The 19,897-nt window shown below is 44.5% G+C and carries 14 protein-coding genes; 3 read left to right on the forward strand and 11 right to left on the reverse strand.

The annotated features are described in order from the left end of the window. Positions 1 to 356 precede the first annotated feature (356 nt). Positions 357 to 1,124: a SapC family protein gene (locus J5X92_RS16140; protein ID WP_126873784.1), complete on the reverse strand. Its 768-nt coding sequence runs from the start codon at positions 1,122 to 1,124 to the stop codon at positions 357 to 359. Positions 1,125 to 1,508: 384 nt separating this feature from the next. On the opposite strand from J5X92_RS16140, the gene J5X92_RS16145 reads away from it, so the two are divergent. Further along, positions 1,509 to 2,723: a dipeptidase gene (locus tag J5X92_RS16145; RefSeq protein WP_126873785.1), complete on the forward strand. Its 1,215-nt coding sequence runs from the start codon at positions 1,509 to 1,511 to the stop codon at positions 2,721 to 2,723. 94 nt (positions 2,724 to 2,817) lie between these two features. On the opposite strand, the gene J5X92_RS16150 is transcribed toward J5X92_RS16145, so the two are convergent. From J5X92_RS16150 to J5X92_RS16180, 7 genes are all read right to left on the reverse strand, one after another. Then, positions 2,818 to 5,970, reverse strand: coding sequence for a CusA/CzcA family heavy metal efflux RND transporter (locus J5X92_RS16150; protein ID WP_126873786.1), 3,153 nt, complete (start codon positions 5,968 to 5,970; stop codon positions 2,818 to 2,820). Next, positions 5,963 to 7,447, reverse strand: a complete 1,485-nt coding sequence (locus tag J5X92_RS16155) for an efflux RND transporter periplasmic adaptor subunit (RefSeq protein WP_208806116.1) — start codon at positions 7,445 to 7,447, stop codon at positions 5,963 to 5,965. The genes J5X92_RS16150 and J5X92_RS16155 overlap by 8 nt, the downstream gene beginning before the upstream one ends. Beyond that, positions 7,444 to 8,097: a TolC family protein gene (locus J5X92_RS16160; RefSeq protein WP_185864201.1), complete on the reverse strand. Its 654-nt coding sequence runs from the start codon at positions 8,095 to 8,097 to the stop codon at positions 7,444 to 7,446. Before J5X92_RS16160 ends, J5X92_RS16155 begins: the two co-directional genes overlap by 4 nt. Further along, positions 8,075 to 9,067, reverse strand: a complete 993-nt coding sequence (locus J5X92_RS16165; RefSeq protein ID WP_126873789.1) for a TolC family protein — start codon at positions 9,065 to 9,067, stop codon at positions 8,075 to 8,077. The genes J5X92_RS16160 and J5X92_RS16165 overlap by 23 nt, the downstream gene beginning before the upstream one ends. 80 nt (positions 9,068 to 9,147) lie before the next feature. Beyond that, the gene (locus tag J5X92_RS16170) at positions 9,148 to 9,699 is read right to left on the reverse strand and encodes a hypothetical protein (RefSeq protein WP_126873790.1); all 552 of its coding nucleotides are present in this window, start codon (positions 9,697 to 9,699) and stop codon (positions 9,148 to 9,150) included. A 51-nt stretch (positions 9,700 to 9,750) separates the two neighbouring features. After that, positions 9,751 to 10,830: an alpha/beta fold hydrolase gene (locus J5X92_RS16175; protein WP_013782921.1), complete on the reverse strand. Its 1,080-nt coding sequence runs from the start codon at positions 10,828 to 10,830 to the stop codon at positions 9,751 to 9,753. Between the two features lie 181 nt (positions 10,831 to 11,011). After that, positions 11,012 to 11,752: a glutathione peroxidase gene (locus tag J5X92_RS16180; protein ID WP_208806117.1), complete on the reverse strand. Its 741-nt coding sequence runs from the start codon at positions 11,750 to 11,752 to the stop codon at positions 11,012 to 11,014. A 491-nt stretch (positions 11,753 to 12,243) separates the two neighbouring features. Here J5X92_RS16180 and J5X92_RS16185 point away from each other — a divergent pair, with 491 nt between their 5' ends. Both J5X92_RS16185 and J5X92_RS16190 read left to right on the forward strand, forming a co-directional pair. Then, the gene (locus J5X92_RS16185) at positions 12,244 to 14,385 is read left to right on the forward strand and encodes a GGDEF domain-containing protein (RefSeq protein ID WP_208806118.1); all 2,142 of its coding nucleotides are present in this window, start codon (positions 12,244 to 12,246) and stop codon (positions 14,383 to 14,385) included. 11 nt (positions 14,386 to 14,396) lie between these two features. Next, a complete protein-coding gene (locus tag J5X92_RS16190) occupies positions 14,397 to 14,717 on the forward strand; it encodes a hypothetical protein (protein ID WP_013782918.1) in 321 nt (106 codons plus the stop codon). Between the two features lie 237 nt (positions 14,718 to 14,954). On the opposite strand, the gene prsR is transcribed toward J5X92_RS16190, so the two are convergent. The 3 genes from prsR to J5X92_RS16205 all read right to left on the reverse strand — a co-directional run bounded on the left by prsR (position 14,955) and on the right by J5X92_RS16205 (position 19,657). Further along, positions 14,955 to 16,316 (reverse strand): PEP-CTERM-box response regulator transcription factor, encoded by a 1,362-nt coding sequence (gene prsR, locus J5X92_RS16195; protein WP_013782917.1) that lies wholly within the window; start codon positions 16,314 to 16,316, stop codon positions 14,955 to 14,957. Positions 16,317 to 16,378: 62 nt separating this feature from the next. Continuing rightward, positions 16,379 to 18,406, reverse strand: a complete 2,028-nt coding sequence (prsK, locus tag J5X92_RS16200; protein ID WP_208806119.1) for an XrtA/PEP-CTERM system histidine kinase PrsK — start codon at positions 18,404 to 18,406, stop codon at positions 16,379 to 16,381. 126 nt (positions 18,407 to 18,532) lie between these two features. Beyond that, entirely contained in the window at positions 18,533 to 19,657 is a 1,125-nt protein-coding gene (locus J5X92_RS16205; protein WP_208806120.1) for a beta-ketoacyl-ACP synthase III, read from the reverse strand. Positions 19,658 to 19,897 lie beyond the last annotated feature (240 nt).

Raw genomic sequence — 19,897 nt, forward strand, 5'->3', positions numbered from 1 at the left:
CCCTAGCCTTCTATATTTTGCTCTTGGTTTTCTTGTTTTTTTGAGTACTGATCTGCAAAACAATGATGGTTCGATCCACTATTCGCCACATTTACCCACTGATTGACAGTTTAGGTATCATTGATCCCCACTGTCAAGCTAAAAAGCACAGTGAAGGCCACGTATTTACTGGCTTTGAACTGTGTGCATATACAGTGTTTTGGCGAAGTAGTTGATAACCCCTAAGAAAAGAGGGGCAAAATAAAAAGGGGTTGGGGAAAGTAAATATGATAAATACGAAAAAACCGATACTCGTTTCCCAGTATCGGTTTTATTATCTAGCTTAGCGCTTCAATCACCCTAGTGGGTGATAATACCTATGCGCTTGGCGCTTCAGCTTGTGCTTCTTCAGGTTTAACCACTGACAATTGCATGCTGCGAATTGGGTTGTCTGTACCATTTGAAAGCTCAACCAAACGGTTCAATTGGCCTGCTGACATCATTACCGCGTACATAGCGCCTAAGAAACCAGACTTGTGAAGCTCAGTCACTTTCTCTTCTGGCAACTCAAGTACTTTCTTTTCGTTAATGCTTAGCATGCCAGTAACGTTACGTTGTTGGCCGCTTTGGTAAGTAAGACGAATTTGAATTGGGTCTAGCAGGTCTAGGTCAACAACTTGTTGAACAAAACGCTGAGTCATCATTTCGCTGTTAGCAAGGTCAGCTAAAAACTGCTGACGGTTTTGCAAGAATTCCGTTGGCTCACCAGCGTCAGTAAATAAGGCTTCACCTTCTTCACCGATTAGGTCGCTGTTTTCATCAATGTATACGCCTAACTTCTCGCCATCAGGGCGAACATCAAAAGGGTAACGAAGAATGTTCATTGGAACGTGAGGGCCCTGCCATTTGTCGCCAGTAAGAAACAGGTTTTTGTTCTGTTCCATGCCAAGCATTGCAACAACATGGTGGCGCTTAGCGTTAGCATCTTCAATAAATACTAGCGGCATAGTGGCAGCCAATTGAGCAAACTCACGAATAGTGGCTGCAGCAAGGTGCGTATCTTTCGCAAACTTAAAGGTATTGCTAACCGCGACTTTTAAGTCTTTGTGTTTTTCTTTATCTAGCGGTACAAAATTAATAGCCATTTTACTTTCTCATACTTGTTTACTGTGGCCCCTGTAAAATAACTGAGAAGTGAGGGGTGCCACGAAAAATTATGTAGGCCGCGCGGATGAACTCACTCTCATCCTATTCGGCGACGCGCTCGGGAGTATCCCGCATTCGCGTTATGAAGTCACGCGTCAACACAATAACAAGTTTTAAATTTTTATTGCAATGTAAAATTAAAGTGAATGGTAGTAACCGCTCTAAAAACGCACAATTTAACTGTTTTTAGGGGCTTTGAGAATAAAAAAGCCCGAAATGAAAGGAAATCAGAAGAAATAAAAGATTAAGGCGTTCGGGCCATTGTAGGCATGAAGGTTTTCTTTTAGTCTTTTGTCTTACAACAACGATAAGGAAAAACAAAAATGAAGGGCTTCTTCCCGCTAAAATCTTGTGCACTCGCGATCTCCACTTTACTTTGCGCGCAGGCTGTTGCTGCCGATGTCCCCACTTATGCCGCAAGCGAAAAAGCGGTAAAAATAGCCCAAGAAACGATTATTGTTGATGGCCATATTGATGTGCCTTATCGGGTTAAAAATGCATGGGTAGATGTCACCAAAGCCACAGAAGGCGGAGACTTTGATTACCCTCGCGCGGTCAAAGGCGGTTTAAATGCCCCTTTCATGTCAATTTACGTACCTGCGAGTTTAGATAATTCACCGGAATCTACCCAGCTTGCTCATCTGCTTATTGATTCTGTGGAAGCCATTGTGGCGCGAGCCCCTGATAAATTTGCCATTGCCAAAAGCCCGTCAGACGTAAAAGCCCAGTTCGAGAAAGGCATTATTTCATTACCCATGGGGATGGAAAATGGCTCTCCACTTCAAGGCGATTTAGCTAATTTAGAAGCGTTTCACGAACGTGGCATTCGCTACATTACACTTGCGCACAGTCAGTCGAATCATATTTCAGATTCGTCATACGATTTGCGCCGTCAGTGGAACGGGTTAAGCCCGTTTGGTAAAACACTGGTTACTGAGATGAACAACATCGGCATCATGCTCGATATTTCTCATGTATCTGACGATGCCTTTTATCAAGTTATTGAGCTGACCAAGGTCCCTGTCATTGCGTCTCACTCATCGCTTCGCCGCTTTACACCTGGCTTCGAGCGTAATATGAATGACGAAATGGTTAAAGCGCTTGGCGATAATGGCGGCGTTATCATGATCAACTTTGGCTCAAGCTTTGTCACAAAAGAAGCGGGTAAATGGCGTACAGGGTTAACACAAGCGCGCAAAGCATTAATTGCCGCTGAAGGTGAAGATAGCCCGAAACTGGAAGACTTCGAAGCTAACTACCGTAAAGAAGTACCTTACCCTTACTCAACACTTGATGAAGTGCTTGACCACATCGACCATGTGGTAGAGCTGGTTGGTATTGAGCACGTAGGAATTGGTTCTGATTATGACGGCGTAGGTGACTCGTTACCTATCGGCCTGAAAGATGTGGCTAGCTTTCCTAATTTAGTTCAGGGGTTACTGGACAGAGAATACAGCCGTGCAGATATTGAAAAAATCTTGAGCGGAAATTTACTGCGTGTATGGACCCAAGTGGAAGAATACGCCAGCAAGCATTAATCGTTGAAATAAAACAGCCGAACAAATACTAAAAAGGCAGTTAGGTTATCCTAACTGCCTTTTTGTTTCTAAGGTGGTTATGTAGCGTGTTTTCTTACGAACGTCGCTTCATCTGCCACGCCTGAACAAGGTAAAACATAGTAGGTAGCACAAACAGAGTTAGCGCTAGCGCACTTAACATGCCTCCTACCATGGGTGCAGCAATACGTCGCATAATTTCAGCACCGGTTCCCGTTGCATACAGCACAGGTAGTAAGCCTATTATAATAGACAGCGCCGTCATCATTACCGGCCTAACACGCCGGGTGGCGCCTTCAATGATGGCTTCTTTAAGTGCTTGTTTTATTTGCTCAGCAGATGCTTGGGCATGCGTAGTAGAGCAAGCTTTTCCATCAAACGCTTCAACCGCTTGATGCAGGTACACCAGCATAATAACGCCTATTTCAACCGCGACACCCGCCAAGGCAATAAACCCAACGGCAACGGCTACAGAGAAGTTGAACTCCAGTGCATACAGTAGCCAGTAGCTGCCAATTAGTGCCAATGGCAAGGTAACCATAATAAGTGCTACATCGGCAACTCGCCTGAAGCTTAAATACAGCAGCAACACGATAACGGCTATGGTAAATGGCACCATTATGCTAAGCCGTGCTTCCGCCCTTTCTAAGTATTCAAACTGCCCCGCCCACGTTAAGGAGTAGCCTGGAGGCAATGAAACCGTATTAGCAATATGCTCTTTTGCGCTTTGTACGTAACTGCCTAAATCGCCGCTTTCAATATCGATAAATACCCAACCGTTTAATCGAGCATTTTCGCTTTTTATTGCTGCGGGCCCCACCTCAATAGCAATATCGGCTACCTCGCCCAAGGTAATATTGGCACCGTTTGCTAACACTATGGGAAGTTGTCTTAGCGCTTCTGGAGAATCTCTGTATTGTTGTGGGTAACGCATACTGATAGGAAAACGCTGCCTTCCCTCTACGGTTTCACCCAATGTACGCCCACCTATAGCAGTGTTGATGACCTCTTGGATATCAGCGATATTAAGCCCATATCGCGCCGCCCTATCACGACTAATATCAATAGTGATATAACGCCCACCTGCAACTTTCTCGGCAAATACCGATGCGGTATTCTCAAAGTCTTGTAGCGCTTGTTCTATTTGTACACCCACCTGCTGAATGCCCGCTAATTCTGGCCCCGCTATTTTGATACCCACCGGCGTTTTAATACCAGTAGCGAGCATGTCGATACGCGTTTTAATTGGCATCACCCACGCATTGGATACGCCTGGAAATTGCACCGTACTGTTTAATATTTCCTTCAATTTTGATGTTGTCATACCTGCACGCCACTGGGATTTTGGCTTTAATTGCACAAAGGTTTCTATCATAGTTAAAGGCGCAGGATCGGTAGCGGTATCTGCTCTACCCACTTTACCGAATACATTTTGCACCTCGGGTATTGTGGCAATCAGCTTATCGGTTTGTTGTAGCAACTCTCTGGCTTTGCCCACCGAAATTCCAGGGTAAGTAGTAGGCATATAGAGTAAGTCCCCCTCATCCAAAGATGGCATGAATTCACTACCGATATGCTGCATTGGCCATACTACAGAAACTAACGCAATAAGGGCTGCGAACACTATTTTTCGAGGGTGGTTCAGCGCAGCCGTTAACGCCTTAACATACCCTGTCGAAATAGCCCTGTTTAACGGGTTGCGATGCTCTGCTTTTAGCTTGCCTGTCACGAAATAGCCGGCTAACACTGGCACCAAGGTAATGGCTAACGCCGCAGCGGCAGCCATGGCATAGGTTTTCGTAAAAGCGAGAGGGGCAAACATTCGCCCTTCTTGTGCTTCTAAGGTAAAAACAGGGATAAAAGACACGGTAATTATCAACAGTGAAAAGAACAGGGCTGGCCCCACTTCGGTGGCCGACTTCACCACTAGCGCCCAACGCGCTTCACCTTTTACTTGCTCTCCTTGCGCTGTCGCTCGTTCAATATGCTTATGCAGGTTTTCCACCAACACAATAGCGCCATCCACCATGGCCCCCATAGCAATGGCAATACCACCTAAAGACATAATATTTGCGTTAAGGCCTTGAAACTTCATTACAATAAAGGCCATTAATATGCCAATTGGCAATGTGATTATGGCAACCAGCGACGACCGCACATGAAAAAGAAACACTAAGCAGACGGCACCCACCACAAGTAACTCTTCAACAAGCTTGCTCCATAGGTTATCGACGGCATTATCGATAAGGGTGGAACGGTCGTATACAGGTACAATATTTACGCCATTAGGTAAACTGGCCTTCAACGTTTCAATACGCGCCTTCACATTATCAATGGTCGCCTTAGCATTTTCGCCAAAGCGCATCACCACTATGCCACCTACCACTTCGCCGTTTCCGTTTAGCTCAGCGATGCCTCTTCGCATAAGTGGCGCCTCTACTACACTCGCGACATGGCCTATCGTTATCGCCACGCCATTGTGAACAACGCCTAAAGGAATATTAGCAATATCTTCAGTACCCGTAAGATAGGCAGAAGATGTCACCATATACTCGGCTTCAGCCATTTCTATCACTGACGCCCCCGCTGCATTGTTGCCTCGGGCGAGTGCCGTTTCAATATGACGTAAAGGCACGTTATACGCTTGCAACTTTTGCGGATGAAGTTGCAGTAAATACTGTTTAACCATGCCGCCTACAGAGGCGACTTCCGACACCCCTTGCACGCTTTGCAATTCGTATTTTAAGAACCAGTCTTGCAAAGCCCTAAGCTCACCAGCATCGTAGTTGTGTAACTCATCAACAAGGGCATACATGTAAACCCAACCTACCCCAGTCGCATCAGGCCCCAGTTTGGGTACCACGCCATCAGGCAAGGTTATTTGGCTAAGGTATTCCAGCACTCTGCTTCGTGCCCAATACATATCGGTACTGTCGTCAAAAATAACGTACACATAAGAGTCACCAAAAAATGAAAATCCTCGAACTGTTTTTGCACCCGGCACAGACATTAAGGCAGTGGTGAGCGGATAGGTTACTTGATCTTCCACCACTTGAGGCGATTGCCCTGCATAGCTGGTTTTAACAATCACCTGAACATCTGATAAATCAGGAATAGCATCAATGGGAGTTTGTTTTACCGCTATTACCCCACCAATAGAGATAAACACCGTTGCCAGCAGCACTAATATGCGATTGGCCACCGACCAGCGTATGATGGCTTCAATCATGGTGCATGCCCTCGTGATGCTTGGCCTCGTGATGCTTGGCCTCGTGGTTCACTTCCTGATGATGTACTCCATGATGGGATTTCTCTGGCAGGTTTGATTCTTTTTGGGTTGAATCGTGTTGTGTTGAGCCATGTTTTGTTGAATCGTGTTGCATTAGGTCATGTTGCATTAGCCCCTGCTTAGGCATATCAGACATTGGCTTGTTGTCTTTTACCATTTCCTGATCGCCATGAGACTGCATACGCTTGAAATCTGATGTTTTAGACGACTCTGAATCAATCAGAAACTGCGCCGACAGCACTATTTTGTCACCTTCATTTACGCCTTGAGTTATTTCAATGAACTCCCCGGCTTTACGCCCCACGTTGACGGCTATAGATTTGAAGTTTTCTTCGACGTTCATAACGACTCGGTTTTGGCCGAGATTTTGATTTTGGTCCTGCGACTGTATTTGAATAACGCTTTGATAAGGCACATACAGCACAGGCCTTTCGGTTTGCTTGGTAAAAATCATATTGGCGAACATATTCGGTTTAATATCACCGCTGTCGTTCTTTAAAGTAACCCGTACTTTGAGCGTACGTGTTTCAACATCAAGTGCTGGGTAGATAAAATCAACTTTTCCTGAAAAGATTTTATTTGGCAGATAGTCAAACGTGACCGATACCTGCTGATCAAGTGCCACTTTAGGGACATCTTGTTCAAATACGCGCGCTTCAACCCATACACTGTCTAAACGAGCAATGCTAAGCACCGTGGTGCCAGGTTGAACGTAGAACCCTTCGCGAACGCCTAAATGTTCTACCACGCCGGCTTGGGGAGCAAAGAAGGTAATAGTTTGTGAAACCTCGCGGCTTTTTTCGAGTTGCGCAATAAACCCATCCGATAAGTGCAGCGCTTTTAAACGTTGTTTAGCACCTGCGGCTAAGCGTGTGTCTCCTCGCTTTAGCGCAATAACAAATTCCTCTTGCGCAGTCACCAAAGCAGGTGAATAAAGGGTATACAGTTTTTGCCCTTGGTTAACGGCCTCACCTTCCGTTTTAATAAACAGCTTATCAATCCAACCCTCTACTCTGGGGTGGATATGCACCAAGTAGTCTTCGTTATAGGTAACATTCCCCACAGCACTAAAGGTCAAATCCAGTTGCCCTCGTTTTACCGTGGTAAACTTCACACCCATATTTTGCTGTACCTGGGGTGAAATTGTCACCTCACCTTCACCATGATTTTCACTGCTATCCAATGCCGGATATACAGGCACTAGATCCATGCCCATTGGCGACTTACCCGGTTTATCTCGACGGTAGGCATCATCCATAGGTGCAACCCAATAAAGGGGCTTTTTATTAATTAACTTGTCATCACTGCCAGCAACCACACTCTCAACAGCAGCCTCGCCCTGCATATTTGTATTCCAAACAAACATAGCCGCTGCGCCACCGAGTAACCCGACTATTAAAATAAATAGTGTCTTCATTGTTTTGCTGCTCCGTCGGTAGTGATTTTGTGGGTGTCCATGTTTGAATTAGTGTGGATGTCCACTTTAGTCTCCACTCTAGTCAGTAGTGATTCATTGTTTGATTCAGAGCTTTGAAGTGGGTGTCCATAACCGAATTGTCCATAACCGAATTGTGCACTGGATGGGGTATGCACATGGCTACTTGAAATATGGGTGTCTAGAAATCTGTCTTTTAATCGAGAAACTGTTAACTGATTTTGTTCGTTTGTCAGCGGGTAATATAGGTAAGCGAGTTCGGCTAAAGTCTTTGCTATATCGACGTGAAGCGCTAAGGCATCTAACTTTGCTGATATATATAAGATACGTGCACGCATTACACCGTCGAATGTGCCCTTATCCGCTATGTATGTATTAAGCGCTGACTCGGCTAAACTCTCTGATTGTTCAAGTAGTGCGGTATCAAATAATTGCTGCCTAGCGGACAAACTGACAAGCTCTGCTTCACGTGCTTTAGCAAGGGCTGCTAATCGCCTCACTTCTAGTCGTCGCTGTGTGGATGTCACCCCTAATCTTGCTGCTGATGCCGACACATTTGCATCTTGCCGCTTACTGCTAAACAGCGGTAAATCGACTTGGACACCCACACTAAGGTAAATCGACTTGGACACCCACACTAATAAAGTCAGCCTGACTCATGCCGTTTTGGGCATCTTGTCGATATCCGTAGGCTGCTTCGAAGGCCCACATAGGTTTGGTTTGCTCTTTGGCTAGACTAAGTTTCTGTGTAGCCACCAACTCGTCTTTTGCAAGTAACTGCACAGAAGGATGAGCGTCAATAACATCTAGTACGTCACGTCGTTTGACCTGTCTAGCTACGGATTTATTAAAAGGGAATATATCGTGATGATTAAGGGTTTCGGGCACAGTAAAACTGACTTCACTGGAGAAATCGAACCATCTCGACAACTGCGCTAAAGCCACCGATGCAGCTTGTTGTTTCTGCAAAATCGTATCTTTTAAGCGAAGGCGCTCTAGTCGAATCTGAATAATATCTTGCTGTTGAGTGCTCCCCACACCACTTCGGTAAGACGACTCTACTGTCTCGAGTAATTGCACTAACGAGTGCGACTCTTCTCGTAACAAGGCTAGGGTTTGCTCTGCCCGATACCACGCCAGCCACTCCAGCGACACTTCTCGCAACAACCACGCTCGCCTTGCTGCTCTTTTCACAGGTTCTTTTTGGGCTTGCTCAATGGCAATGGTGCGGGAGATGTTTGCGGAATTCCCCCTTGGCATAGCTTGTCGAATACCCAATTTCAACTGTGTCATAGGCTCTTGATTCAGCGAAAATCCATCTGTTGGCACGCTTTGCAATGTAGTGCTGATTGTGGGGTTATCCCAACTATCAGCCGCATTACTATCGTGCTGATACGCAGCCTCTTCAAGTTTGCTGCCTTGAAAATAAACGTCTTGGTTTAGTGCGAGATGTTGCGCATCTTTAAGACTGAGGGTCGTTGCGAGGGAAGGTGTATTAATTACAAAAAGTAATATCCCTAGCCAAGCACGCTGAAGGTAACAAGTACGTAATCGAACTTGAGTTTGGTAGTTAAAAATCATACCCAGATTAAATGCAAACATGAGAAAACCACATCAATTTCCCTTTGTACTAAGGGAATAAAAAGAAAACCATGGGTGCTATACGCTCCCGCCAGATACAACTATCCTGCGAAAGTGAATTTTGGGGGGCGAAATTGGGTGTTGGGTATAGTGTAAGGAGTTTGGTGGTTAACAAAAACCACCAACGGAGTGGGCGCAATAACTGCTACCGAGAGTTCGTTATTTATGACGGCATAAACAGTGGCACATACACCTGTAGGGCATTGACACTGGACGTCGCAGCACGACTCAGATGTGTCACCGTGCATACTAGATTTCATAGCTTCGCGGGGAGCACTTGAGCCACTATGAATGGCGTGAGCATTTTTTGCAGTAGATTGAGCGCTTGAAGGCGTGATTACTTCGCTTGTAGAAGCGTAAATAGCTGAATGGCACCCACTAGCACCAGCATGCATTTTTTTATTGGCGCGACTTGCTTCTGATGAATTGTACTCAGAATTTGCTTCATTAGACATCACGTCCGCAGGCGTTGTCGCGGCCTTTGAGGTAGCCATTGGCATAGTGTTTGGCATAGCCATTCCCGGCGACAATTTAGTCACCAAGGAAATAACCATTATCAATATGACGACGTAGCCACGTCGCTGCTTTTTCAATTTAGCTATCATGCCTTAAAGCTTAATCGCATTTGTTAGAGCTGTAAAACGCTAGAATTGTTGCGCATAGGTTTTCAGCATCATTGTCATGGTTGAAAATAAAGGATTTGCTTTTGGTACTGCACATTCTTCGTTTTCATTTACCATGACTTTATTGAACTTCATATCGTGTAACATTGACGTGTTCACCACAAGGTCGGCGTGGCACAACGCATAAGATGCATCGATAACAAAAAACGTATTTGGCCCTGCGCTATTTTCCATTAGATTTTCTACACCGTGAATAGGCGTGGTGGCATCAGCTTGAGAGTGCGCAGCAAAAAGAGGCACTTCAATACGCTTGCCGTCTTCGAAGTCGTCGCGAATTTTTTCAATAATATCCATCAACTCTAACCCCGCAAAGCCTGCAACATTTGGGTATTTAAAAGGGTTCGGACCGTGCGTGATATAACTACCATCCACAATTTTCGCCACCCACTTAATACCCCAAATTCTAGACATACTCTCGGCATTTTCAGAAAGTGCCAATGCACCAGAAAACAACATAAGCCCATCTATGTTTTCATTTGTGTCTAGGTACTGATCGACCGCTAATGCGCCACCAGTAGAAAACCCTCCAACAATCAGGGTGTCGCCCATGTCATCAGCTAACGCGATAACCTCATCAACATGTGCTTGCCAACGCTCGGCTAAATCGCTGTCACTCATTGCCCCCTCATCATCTCGCAACCCATGCCCAGGTAACAGTGGAACAATAACGTCGTAGCCTTCGTTGAATAAAATATTGCTAATTTCTCGCATAAAGAAAGGTGAATCACTAAGTCCGTGGACTAGCACGGCCACTTTCTTTGAAGGGGTATCGTGATGCAGCACGAAGGGAGCATTACCTTCGTTGCGAAGTACGTTGCCACATACCGTGTAGCGATGCAGTTTAGAAGATTTACATCGCTGCGTTTCACCCCACTCTTGCTTATAAAAATCAGCAAATCGCGTTAATGCGTCTTGTGTTTCAAGAGTGCTGGCTGCTGCAGAACTAGCGAAAAATGTTCCTATTAATGTGCCTATCAATGCAAAGCACACTACTGCAACAGGAAGTATAGATAATTTTGCGAGAGCAAACTTTGAATGCACGTATATTCTCCAGAAGGCATTACAATTAGCCAATTATAACAAAATAAGGCCATTAAATAATGACCTTACGCTATTACAGTTACACTGTGACGGTATGCTGTTTTAACAAATTTCAGCTCAACAAGCCCTGTTTTAGCACATGTTGTGTTAGTAAGCGCTTTGTTACCGTCGTTACTTGTATTTAGCTAAAATACAATGCTAAGTCGTCTGACCCGCCAATATGCTTACCGCCAATGAATACTTGAGGTACGGTGTCACGGCCAGTCATTGCGTTAAGGCTAGTTAACGAGGCATCTTTCCCTAGTACAATCTCTTCAAAGTCGTAACCCTTGTCGGTTAACAACGCTTTCGCTTTTGTACAAAATGGGCAGTTAGGCTTAGTGAATAGTGATACCGGCGCTTGTTTCTCAGCGCCTGGGGCTATATAAGCAAGCATAGTGTCGGCATCAGAAACCTCAAACGGGTCGCCAGGCACGTCTGGTTCAATGAACATTTTCTCTACAGTGCCGTTTTTAACCAACATAGAATAGCGCCAGCTACGCTTTCCAAAACCTAAATCGGCTTTGTCTACCAACATACCCATTCCGTCAGTAAAATCCCCATTTCCATCCGGTATAACAGTAACATTTTCTGCTTCTTGATCGGCTGCCCATGCATTCATTACAAACGTATCGTTGACTGATATGCACAATATGTCATCTACGCCATGCTGTTTAAAAACTTTGGCGAGTGCATTGTAGCGAGGTAAGTGCGTAGAAGAACATGTAGGCGTAAACGCGCCGGGAAGTGAAAAAACCACCACTGTTTTGTTGCTAAACAATTCTTCAGTGGTTTTAGTTGCCCACGTTTCGCCATCGCGAACAGGAATAGATACGGAAGGTACTTGCTGACCTTCTTTTGATATAAAACGACTTTCTGTCATAGTGTTCTCGCTACGCGCAAATAAATGAAGTTGCTAGCATAGAGAAATCTAAGAAAAAAGAACAGCCTCGGTTCATCTAATCCGAGTAAAGGTATGAATTAGCATGCGTAACGACTAATATTAATGCTTATTAAGACACATTAAGCTTTTCAATATTGTGCATCTCACTATATTCTTATTTTATGTTAGACAAAAGTTTCAACCTGTCAGGGAATGATTCAGCCTTACGCTTCCGGCAAGCCGAACTCAAAAAAGCATAACAGTTTTATTTAATGTGTAAATTCTGATTAGAACAGGTACTCTGCGTGCCAAATTTATACTTTAGTCTAATGCCTGATACGTTATTTCTTCGGGTTGTTCGCCATAATAGTAGTGATAGAAATTGACTGCTTATAACGATATCAGCACTTCAGTTTTACTCATAAATTTTCAGTCCTTCTTCTTTATTAAAGGGAGGGCAATAAATGCGTAGTCGTAAGGAAGCTTCTATAATGCCCAGACAGTCGGCTCGGCGTTTTGCCACCAGCATTGTCACCGTTTCGCTACTTTTCGCTTTAGTGGGCTTTTCTTCGCCTACAAAAGCAGTTTCTAATGCCCTTACTCAAACTGTTCAAGAATTCGTTCAAAGCGGTGCTTTCGAAGAAGCCGAGCGTCAAACCCTACTTGCTATTGAACAAGCTCACCAAAGCGGCGTATTGTCGGTAAGTACATTGTCGGCCAGTACATTCTTTGAGGTTGGAGTATTATTACAAAGTGCATCTCGTTTCAACGTTGCAAACGATGCACTGTACGTTGCGTTAGATGGCTTCACCCGCCACGGCCAACTTATTGATATGGCAAAAACCTTACACCATCTTGGTACCGCGCAACGCTTTCTAGGGAACTATGAGCAATCTATTGGCTACCTGCGACGTGCACAATCTATTGCGCAAACACAAGGGTTCCTCCCGTTAAATGCGACCATTCAAATGGAAATTGGTCTTGTCCAAAAAGAACAAGGCCAAGTACAAGCGGCACTCTACACATTAAAAAAAGCATTGGGTTTGTTTCGGGTACAACATGACGATAAAAGTACCGGCCAAGGTCTAGCCACCATTGGTGATATATATGTCACATTAAATCAGTTTTCTGAGGCCAACACGTATTATCAAGACGCATTACAAATAGCGAAAACAAGTAATGATAAGCCGCTAACAGCTCAAATACTGGGTAAGATTGGCGCTTTGCTGTTACTTAAAGGCGATATTGAAGAAGCGTCAGAAGCACTTACACACGCACTAACCCTATTAAAAGAGAATGGGGAGGCAAGTGAAATTTCTACTACTCAGGCATGGTTAGGTGAAGCGCTGGTAAAAACCGGTGACACAGAGCAAGGCTTGATGTTGCTAGAGGAATCACTCGCGGTGGCTAAATCTACAGGCCAGCAAAAGTTGCTGCAACAAGCCCGCCTAGCATTAGCCAATGCAATGATGTCATTGCAACAGTTTGACGATGCGCTAGCGTACGCTAAAAATGGCACTATTGAAGCAAGACGGCGCGGAGATTTACGCAGCCAGCTGAACTTCTTATCGATTCAAGTGAAAGCCCTAGCAGCAAAGGGGGAATTTAAGCGCGCATTAGATATTCAGTCGGTATTGCAAAATATACGAGAAGAGGTGCTGAGCTCAGGTAGCGAGGTCGCTATTGCGCAACTTCAAGCCGAAATAGAAATCGAGCGTCAAGCACAGTCTATTCAGGTATTACAGAAAACCAAACAACTGGCATTAGCTGAAGCCGAGCAAACTAATCTGCGCACGACATTGTTTTGGAGTACCTTAATTGCAGGGTTATTAACGCTTTTTCTCATTTGGAGCAGATACACTCAGCGCCAACAAACCATCAGGCTTCGCCGTGAAGTTAAGCAGCGAACAAAAGAGCTTGAACAAAAAAATTCTGAGCTACAAACAGCCTATAAAACCCTTGAGCAAGTGAGTCTGCATGATTCCCTGACAGGCTTGTATAACCGGCACTACCTTGAATCCCAATTGCCAGGTGAACTTAAGCGCAGTGCTCATGCGAACAAACATCAAGAAGGTCACAATGAACGCAACCAAGACCTGCTTTGCTTCTTAATAGACATCGACCATTTTAAACGTATTAATGATGAGCATGGCCATTTAGCGGGCGATAAAGTACTGAGTCAGTTCGCCGACGTCCTTCGAGAAGTTTTCAGGCAAACGGATTTACTTATTCGCTGGGGCGGCGAAGAGTTCTTGGTAATATGCCGTCACTCTATGCGAGATGACCTTCCCCAACTGGCCGAACGATGCCGCGCCGCAGTAAATGATAACGTGTTTCATATCGACGATACTCGCTCGCTTCGTGTTACCTGCAGTATCGGCTTTAGTATTCTTCCCCCTGTTGAACATGTGTCCTTCGAAGAAAGCTGGAAGAGCACCTTTTCAGTGGTAGATTATTGTTTATATGCCACCAAAATGTCTGGCCGCAATGGGTGGATTGGGGTTATCGATACCAATAAAGCCCTGATTGGCGATGTGCAAGACACCCCTCTCGATAAAAAATTTCATTTTAAGCAGTCATACATTTCTACATCATTTAACACGCTGTCGAGCATAAATTGGCCCGATGAGTAGGAGCGTACATTATGTATAAAGGTAGTTGCCAGTGTCAGGCCGTGCAATTTGAGTTGTCTGATATTAGCGAAGATGAGTTGGACGTAGAAACATTATCCTGCAGCGAAACGCTTAACCTCACCATCGCCGGTGCACGTGAGCATCTAGTGATAGATTGTGCGCCATCGATGCTAGGTGAGCTACAGCTATCGCCAAACAGCAAACAGTTTTTCTGTAATGAATGCTCGACGCCAATTTTTACCGAAGATGATCAGGGCAATATTGGGTTGCATGTCGCCTTTTACGGGCATGATTTATTAGCTAAACATCACAGCCAATACCATATTCCCTGAGCAGAGCCACTGTTTGAGTACCTCTGGAGACGCAGCATGGGTTTTGAGACATTGTGAGTTGTCGCAGTGAAGTTGTCACAGTGAAGCTGTCCCAACGAATCCGCTATAAGACTAGCGCGCTCGACCAAGCTTGTCGTAGTAACAGGTTATACCTAAATAGTGGCTTTATGAAGCCTATCGCACCTAAGGGTGCGATAGGCAAGAGCGTAGCATCAAACTACGCCTTTTCGATGAGTCTCACGCCGAACTTTTTAAGTCATCCAAGTGGTATTTATCAATAAGTGAGTACAAGGTTGGGCGCGTAACACCTAGCAATTCAGCGGTTTTAGACATATTTTTATCCGCTTGATGATACGCCCTACGAATTGCCTTACTTTCAGCAACCTCTCGTACCTCGCGAAGATTCAAGGTTTCAGACTCTCCACTACCATCTACCGCGAACAAACCTAAGTCATCAGGCTGTATGACTGTACCCTCGGCCATGATCACTGCCGATTTCAGCTTATTTTGCATTTCACGAATATTCCCAGGCCATTTGTGAGCCAGCATGGAATTAATCGCAGATTCAGAAAAGCTCTTTGCCTTGGCATTAAACTCTTCACGATAAATATTAAGGAAGGTACGGGCAAGCAAGATAATATCTTGATCTCTATCTCGCAACGGCGGGATCATAATGGGAATTTCACCAACACGGTAATATAAATCTTCCCTAAAACGCTCTTCTGCCACCATGGTTTGCAAATCTCTGTGGGTCGCACAAATAACCCTAATATCCACAGGAATTTCGGCACGGCCCCCCACTCGCTCAATAACACGTTCTTGTAAAAAACGTAGCATTTTGGCTTGCAGTCCGATAGGCATATCGCCAATTTCATCTAGAAATAGCGTGCCACCTTGGGCGGTTTCAATTTTACCTAGGGTCGTTTTATTGGCGCCAGTAAATGCGCCTTTCTCGTAACCGAAAAGCTCACTTTCCAAAAGATTTTCAGGAATAGATGCACAGTTAATGGCAACAAACGGTTTATCTTTACGAGGGCTGTGTTCATGGATGCTGCGAGCAAACACCTCTTTACCCGTTCCACTTTCACCTAGCAGTAACGTACTCACATCGGTATTCGCTATTTTTTCAGCTTTACGCACTACCGTTTGAATAGACTCACTGTTACCAATGATACGGCTCATACCTGTGCGCACTTTGGATAAAATGCTGTTTTCTAACTCTAATTTCGCCAAATTAAGCGCGCGATACACGAGTAGCTTTATGGTGTCAGAATCTATGGGTTTTTGGTAAAAGTCGTAGGCACCGAAGTTGATAGCTTTAAGTGCATTCTCTTTTTCGTTGTTACCGGTGACAACAATGACCTTGGTTCTAGGCGCTAAGGAAATAATATCTTGTAGAATTCTCAAGCCTTCCGACGCATTTGCTGGGTCGGGTGGCAGCCCTAAATCTAGTGTCACGACTTTAGGTTCGTAACGGCGCAGTTGCGCAATTGCCGAGGTATGATCGTCAGCAAAAACAACGTCGTAGTCGGTTAAGCTCCACTTTAATTGTTTCTGAATACCTAAATCGTCATCTACCACTAAAACGGTATCTGTCATCAGTCTGTTCCTGTGTTACTTCGTCCATATCAACATAGGTTGGTTGTCATCGCTCACTTTGCTCAATTCAGCGTAAATGCTAGCGTAAAACAACTCCCTTTCCCTGGTTCACTTTGAACGCTTATTTTCCCACCAATAGATTCAATGTACGTTTTCGCATCGTACGCACCAATCCCCATTCCTGCGTTACCTTTCGTGGTATCGAAAGGTGTAAACAAGCGAGTATCGATGAAGTCTTGATCCATCCCGGTTCCTGTGTCCTCTATCATTACATATTGAACACGGTTTTGGATGTCATGCGTTAGTACAATATCTATTTCGCCGCTATCTTCGGTTGCTTGTTGCGCATTACTTATTAGGTGATAGAAAACATTGGCGACTTTTTCTTTATCAATTAATACCGGCTCTTCGCTGCTGCAGTGCACTTTAGGGGCGGGAAGAAGCCCCATGCATCGGTTTGCCACTACATCATTAATAATATGCGATAACGAGCACGAAGTGTGAGCCCCATCATCATTAATCTTTTTATCCGTTAATTGCTTTAACATTTTATCCATACGCGCTTTGGTATGTTCCAATGTTTCAAATGTGTCTTCAATAAACTCGGGGTTGTGTTTATGCTGCTGCGCGTTGGCCAAGATCAAATCGACTTGTGCCATCACATTCTTTAAATCATGCACAACAAACGCAGACATTCTATTGAACGCAGCAAACTGCGCATTTTCAGCCACCAGCTTTGAAGCTTCATGATGGAACACAAACATACTCACCTGCTCGGTGATAGCATTGAGATAATCTCTCACTTCCCAATTTAAACTCAGTCGTTCTTTATCCCCAGCCGAAAGCACAGCAAAGCCCCAAATTTCATCATTTTTGTAAAACGGCAAGTAAAGCTGATAACCCCAGTCTTTTAAAATATCTCTGTCGATTTGCAGCCCTTTGTAATGAAATGGCTTGGCTTGGTATTCATGTACATCAATTAACCAGGTATTAGACGCACAATACTCTGTTAGCGTACGAATGATAGTTAAGTCATCATGGGTGTCTGGTAATGGATTAACTTGTGCCAACTGCTCGAAGTCGTTATTTACCCGTTTATACAATTTGCCAGAGTCATATTCGATGGCTTCAAGTATGCCGCGAAGCGCACTTTCGTGAACGGTATTAGGGGCGTCCATTGAGCTAGACAGTGTTTTGGTTAGTTTTATCCACTCTACGCGGTAGTCAAACTGATTGGCAAAAAAGTGCTTGGTAATAAAGACCTTACACTTGGTTCTAAAGGAGTTCGACAAAAATACGGTAACGAGTAGGGCAAGCGACAAAACTACCAAGATAGTTTGCACCATGGCGCCCCAGTTTCCACCTACGTAGCTGATGGCGTAGCCAATAATGGCCATAATGAAAAGGTAAGCGCCTGCAACCAATAATAAAGAGCTGTGTAGTACTACATCCCTGGAAATGAATATATCAACGCCCCAGTGCTTTATACGTCGAATGGCAATAACTAAAAATGGAATAAGCAGGAAATAGATATAGCCACGAGCCGCAATATAATTAACCTCAACCTGATTCACCATGGTGGCATTGGCGTAAGTAACAAAATCAAAAAGGTGGGTAGCGCCAAGATATAAAATTAAAGGCTTATATGCCCATTGATCGGCATCCGCTTGACGGTAAATAACTTCCAATAAGATAAGCACTTCAAGGGCCAGAATAATCAGCATCAGATAACGCCACGAGGCATCAATCCACAAGACGTGGGGCAGCACCAAGGCTATGCAGCCGGGAAGTAGTATAAAAAGCGTTGTTGGGCGGCGCAGAACATCGAACAGGTTGGTGAAATTATTTTTCAGGCATCCAGCTAAAAAGAGCAACCATGCCACTTGCCTGAGCGCATCAATAGTGAGCAACCAGGAAAGGCTGATGGGACCAAACAGTGCCGTTATCATGCTAGTAGACCAGAACAGCGTCGTAGCTGTAGCTAATACCAGCAAGTGGTTGGCTAACCCAGGCTTTCGTACTGCAAAAAGTAATAGCATTAACAGTAAGTAAGCCAAACTGTTAAGGGCATAGCCTATATCTGAAATCATCCCTATTTATTCTCACCCAGCTTTTTATTTTTTTAAGGTTCTATTTTTAAGGTTTTGTTTTTAAAGTTCTGTTGTTAGCAGGTGGTGCTGACAGCAAACTAGGTTACTGCCAGCTCAGGCTAATGCCTATCGTTTTTTAAGTAACAATGACCCAATTGAATAGCCTGCTCCAAAGGAGCACAACACACCAACATCACCGGCCACTAAGTCTTCATGGTTCAAGCCAAAAGCAATAACCGACCCTGCTGACGCCGTATTAGCATATTCGTCTAATACAATAGGTGCTTCATCAGCGTTAGCATCACGCCCCAACAAACGCTTAATGATCAGCGTATTCATGTTGATATTCGCTTGATGCAACCACCAACGTCTTACATCAGTTGCCGTTAGTTGATGTCTATCTAAATGACTTTCTATGTGGCTTGCTGCCATAGGGCAGACTTCTTTAAACACTTTGCGACCTGCTTGATGAAAGAGTTTGTCTGCACCATATGGGTCTACATCTTCTGTTCGCGTTATATAACCGAAGTTTGAGCGAATATTATTGGAGTACTTAGTTACCGCGTTTGTACTCATAACATCGTAGCTGTGCTCACTATTCACGGTTTCAGCTGTTTCTAGTACCGTGGCTGTGGCTACGTCACCAAAAATGAAATGGCTGTCTCTGTCGGTATAGTTAATTTGCGGTGACACTAATTCAGGGTTAATAACTAATACACACTTAGCATTACCGGCACTTAGCATTTCGTACGCGCGATGCATACCGAATGTGGCGGCAGAGCACGCCACTAACATGTCGAAACCAAAACCTCCAATGCCTAACGCTTCTTGCACTTCAATCGCAATAGCTGGGTAAGCACGTTGGGTATAGGCACAAGATACAATAACGGCATCAACGTCTTGGGCGGTTTTGTTTGCAGAAGCCAACGCCAATTTGGCTGCTTCTACTGCTATTTCCGCTTGGTGGGATAGCGCTTCATCTTCACGAGCCTCAATTTTTGGCTTCATGCGCGAGATATCGAGCGCACCTTCTTTTTGGTAAATATATCTGCTTTTAATACCTGACGCTTTTTCAATGAACTCAGCACTTGAATAAGGTTTTGCAGTAACCTGTTGGGCTTCTATTTCCGCTTTATGCGCTTCGTTATACGAATCAACATACGCATTATAACTATCTACCAGTTCCTGATTTGTAATACTGCTTTCAGGGTGCCAAACACCCACACCGCTAACAACGATCTGTTGAGACATCTGCATTCTCTTTTTCTATTAATTCTGTTTAAGCCCTTCGGCCATGACATAACGGAGAAATAAGATAAGTGAAATCCTACAGACTGTTAGCAGGCAACCACAATCTGTACTCTGACAATTTGAGCGCTAACGCGCTGCACTTATCGTTTCAATGTTAATACGTATAGTTATAGCTTAACTCAATCCACCCCGTATGTAATCACCGCTCAACGATTTACCCTAGGCACAAGATGCACACTA

The organism is Alteromonas sp. K632G (genome assembly GCF_017653625.1).
Classification (GTDB): Bacteria; Pseudomonadota; Gammaproteobacteria; order Enterobacterales; family Alteromonadaceae; genus Alteromonas; species Alteromonas naphthalenivorans.

Coding starts and splice junctions, on each gene's coding strand:
- J5X92_RS16180 (WP_208806117.1), bottom strand. CDS start 11,752: ATGACAGAAAGTCGTTTTATATCAAAAGAAGGTCAGCAAGTACCTTCC.
- J5X92_RS16190 (WP_013782918.1), top strand. CDS start 14,397: ATGTATAAAGGTAGTTGCCAGTGTCAGGCCGTGCAATTTGAGTTGTCT.
- J5X92_RS16205 (WP_208806120.1), bottom strand. CDS start 19,657: ATGTCTCAACAGATCGTTGTTAGCGGTGTGGGTGTTTGGCACCCTGAA.
- J5X92_RS16145 (WP_126873785.1), top strand. CDS start 1,509: ATGAAGGGCTTCTTCCCGCTAAAATCTTGTGCACTCGCGATCTCCACT.
- J5X92_RS16165 (WP_126873789.1), bottom strand. CDS start 9,067: ATGTTTGCATTTAATCTGGGTATGATTTTTAACTACCAAACTCAAGTT.
- J5X92_RS16150 (WP_126873786.1), bottom strand. CDS start 5,970: ATGATTGAAGCCATCATACGCTGGTCGGTGGCCAATCGCATATTAGTG.
- prsR (WP_013782917.1), bottom strand. CDS start 16,316: ATGACAGATACCGTTTTAGTGGTAGATGACGATTTAGGTATTCAGAAA.
- prsK (WP_208806119.1), bottom strand. CDS start 18,406: ATGATTTCAGATATAGGCTATGCCCTTAACAGTTTGGCTTACTTACTG.
- J5X92_RS16155 (WP_208806116.1), bottom strand. CDS start 7,447: ATGAAGACACTATTTATTTTAATAGTCGGGTTACTCGGTGGCGCAGCG.
- J5X92_RS16140 (WP_126873784.1), bottom strand. CDS start 1,124: ATGGCTATTAATTTTGTACCGCTAGATAAAGAAAAACACAAAGACTTA.
- J5X92_RS16185 (WP_208806118.1), top strand. CDS start 12,244: ATGCCCAGACAGTCGGCTCGGCGTTTTGCCACCAGCATTGTCACCGTT.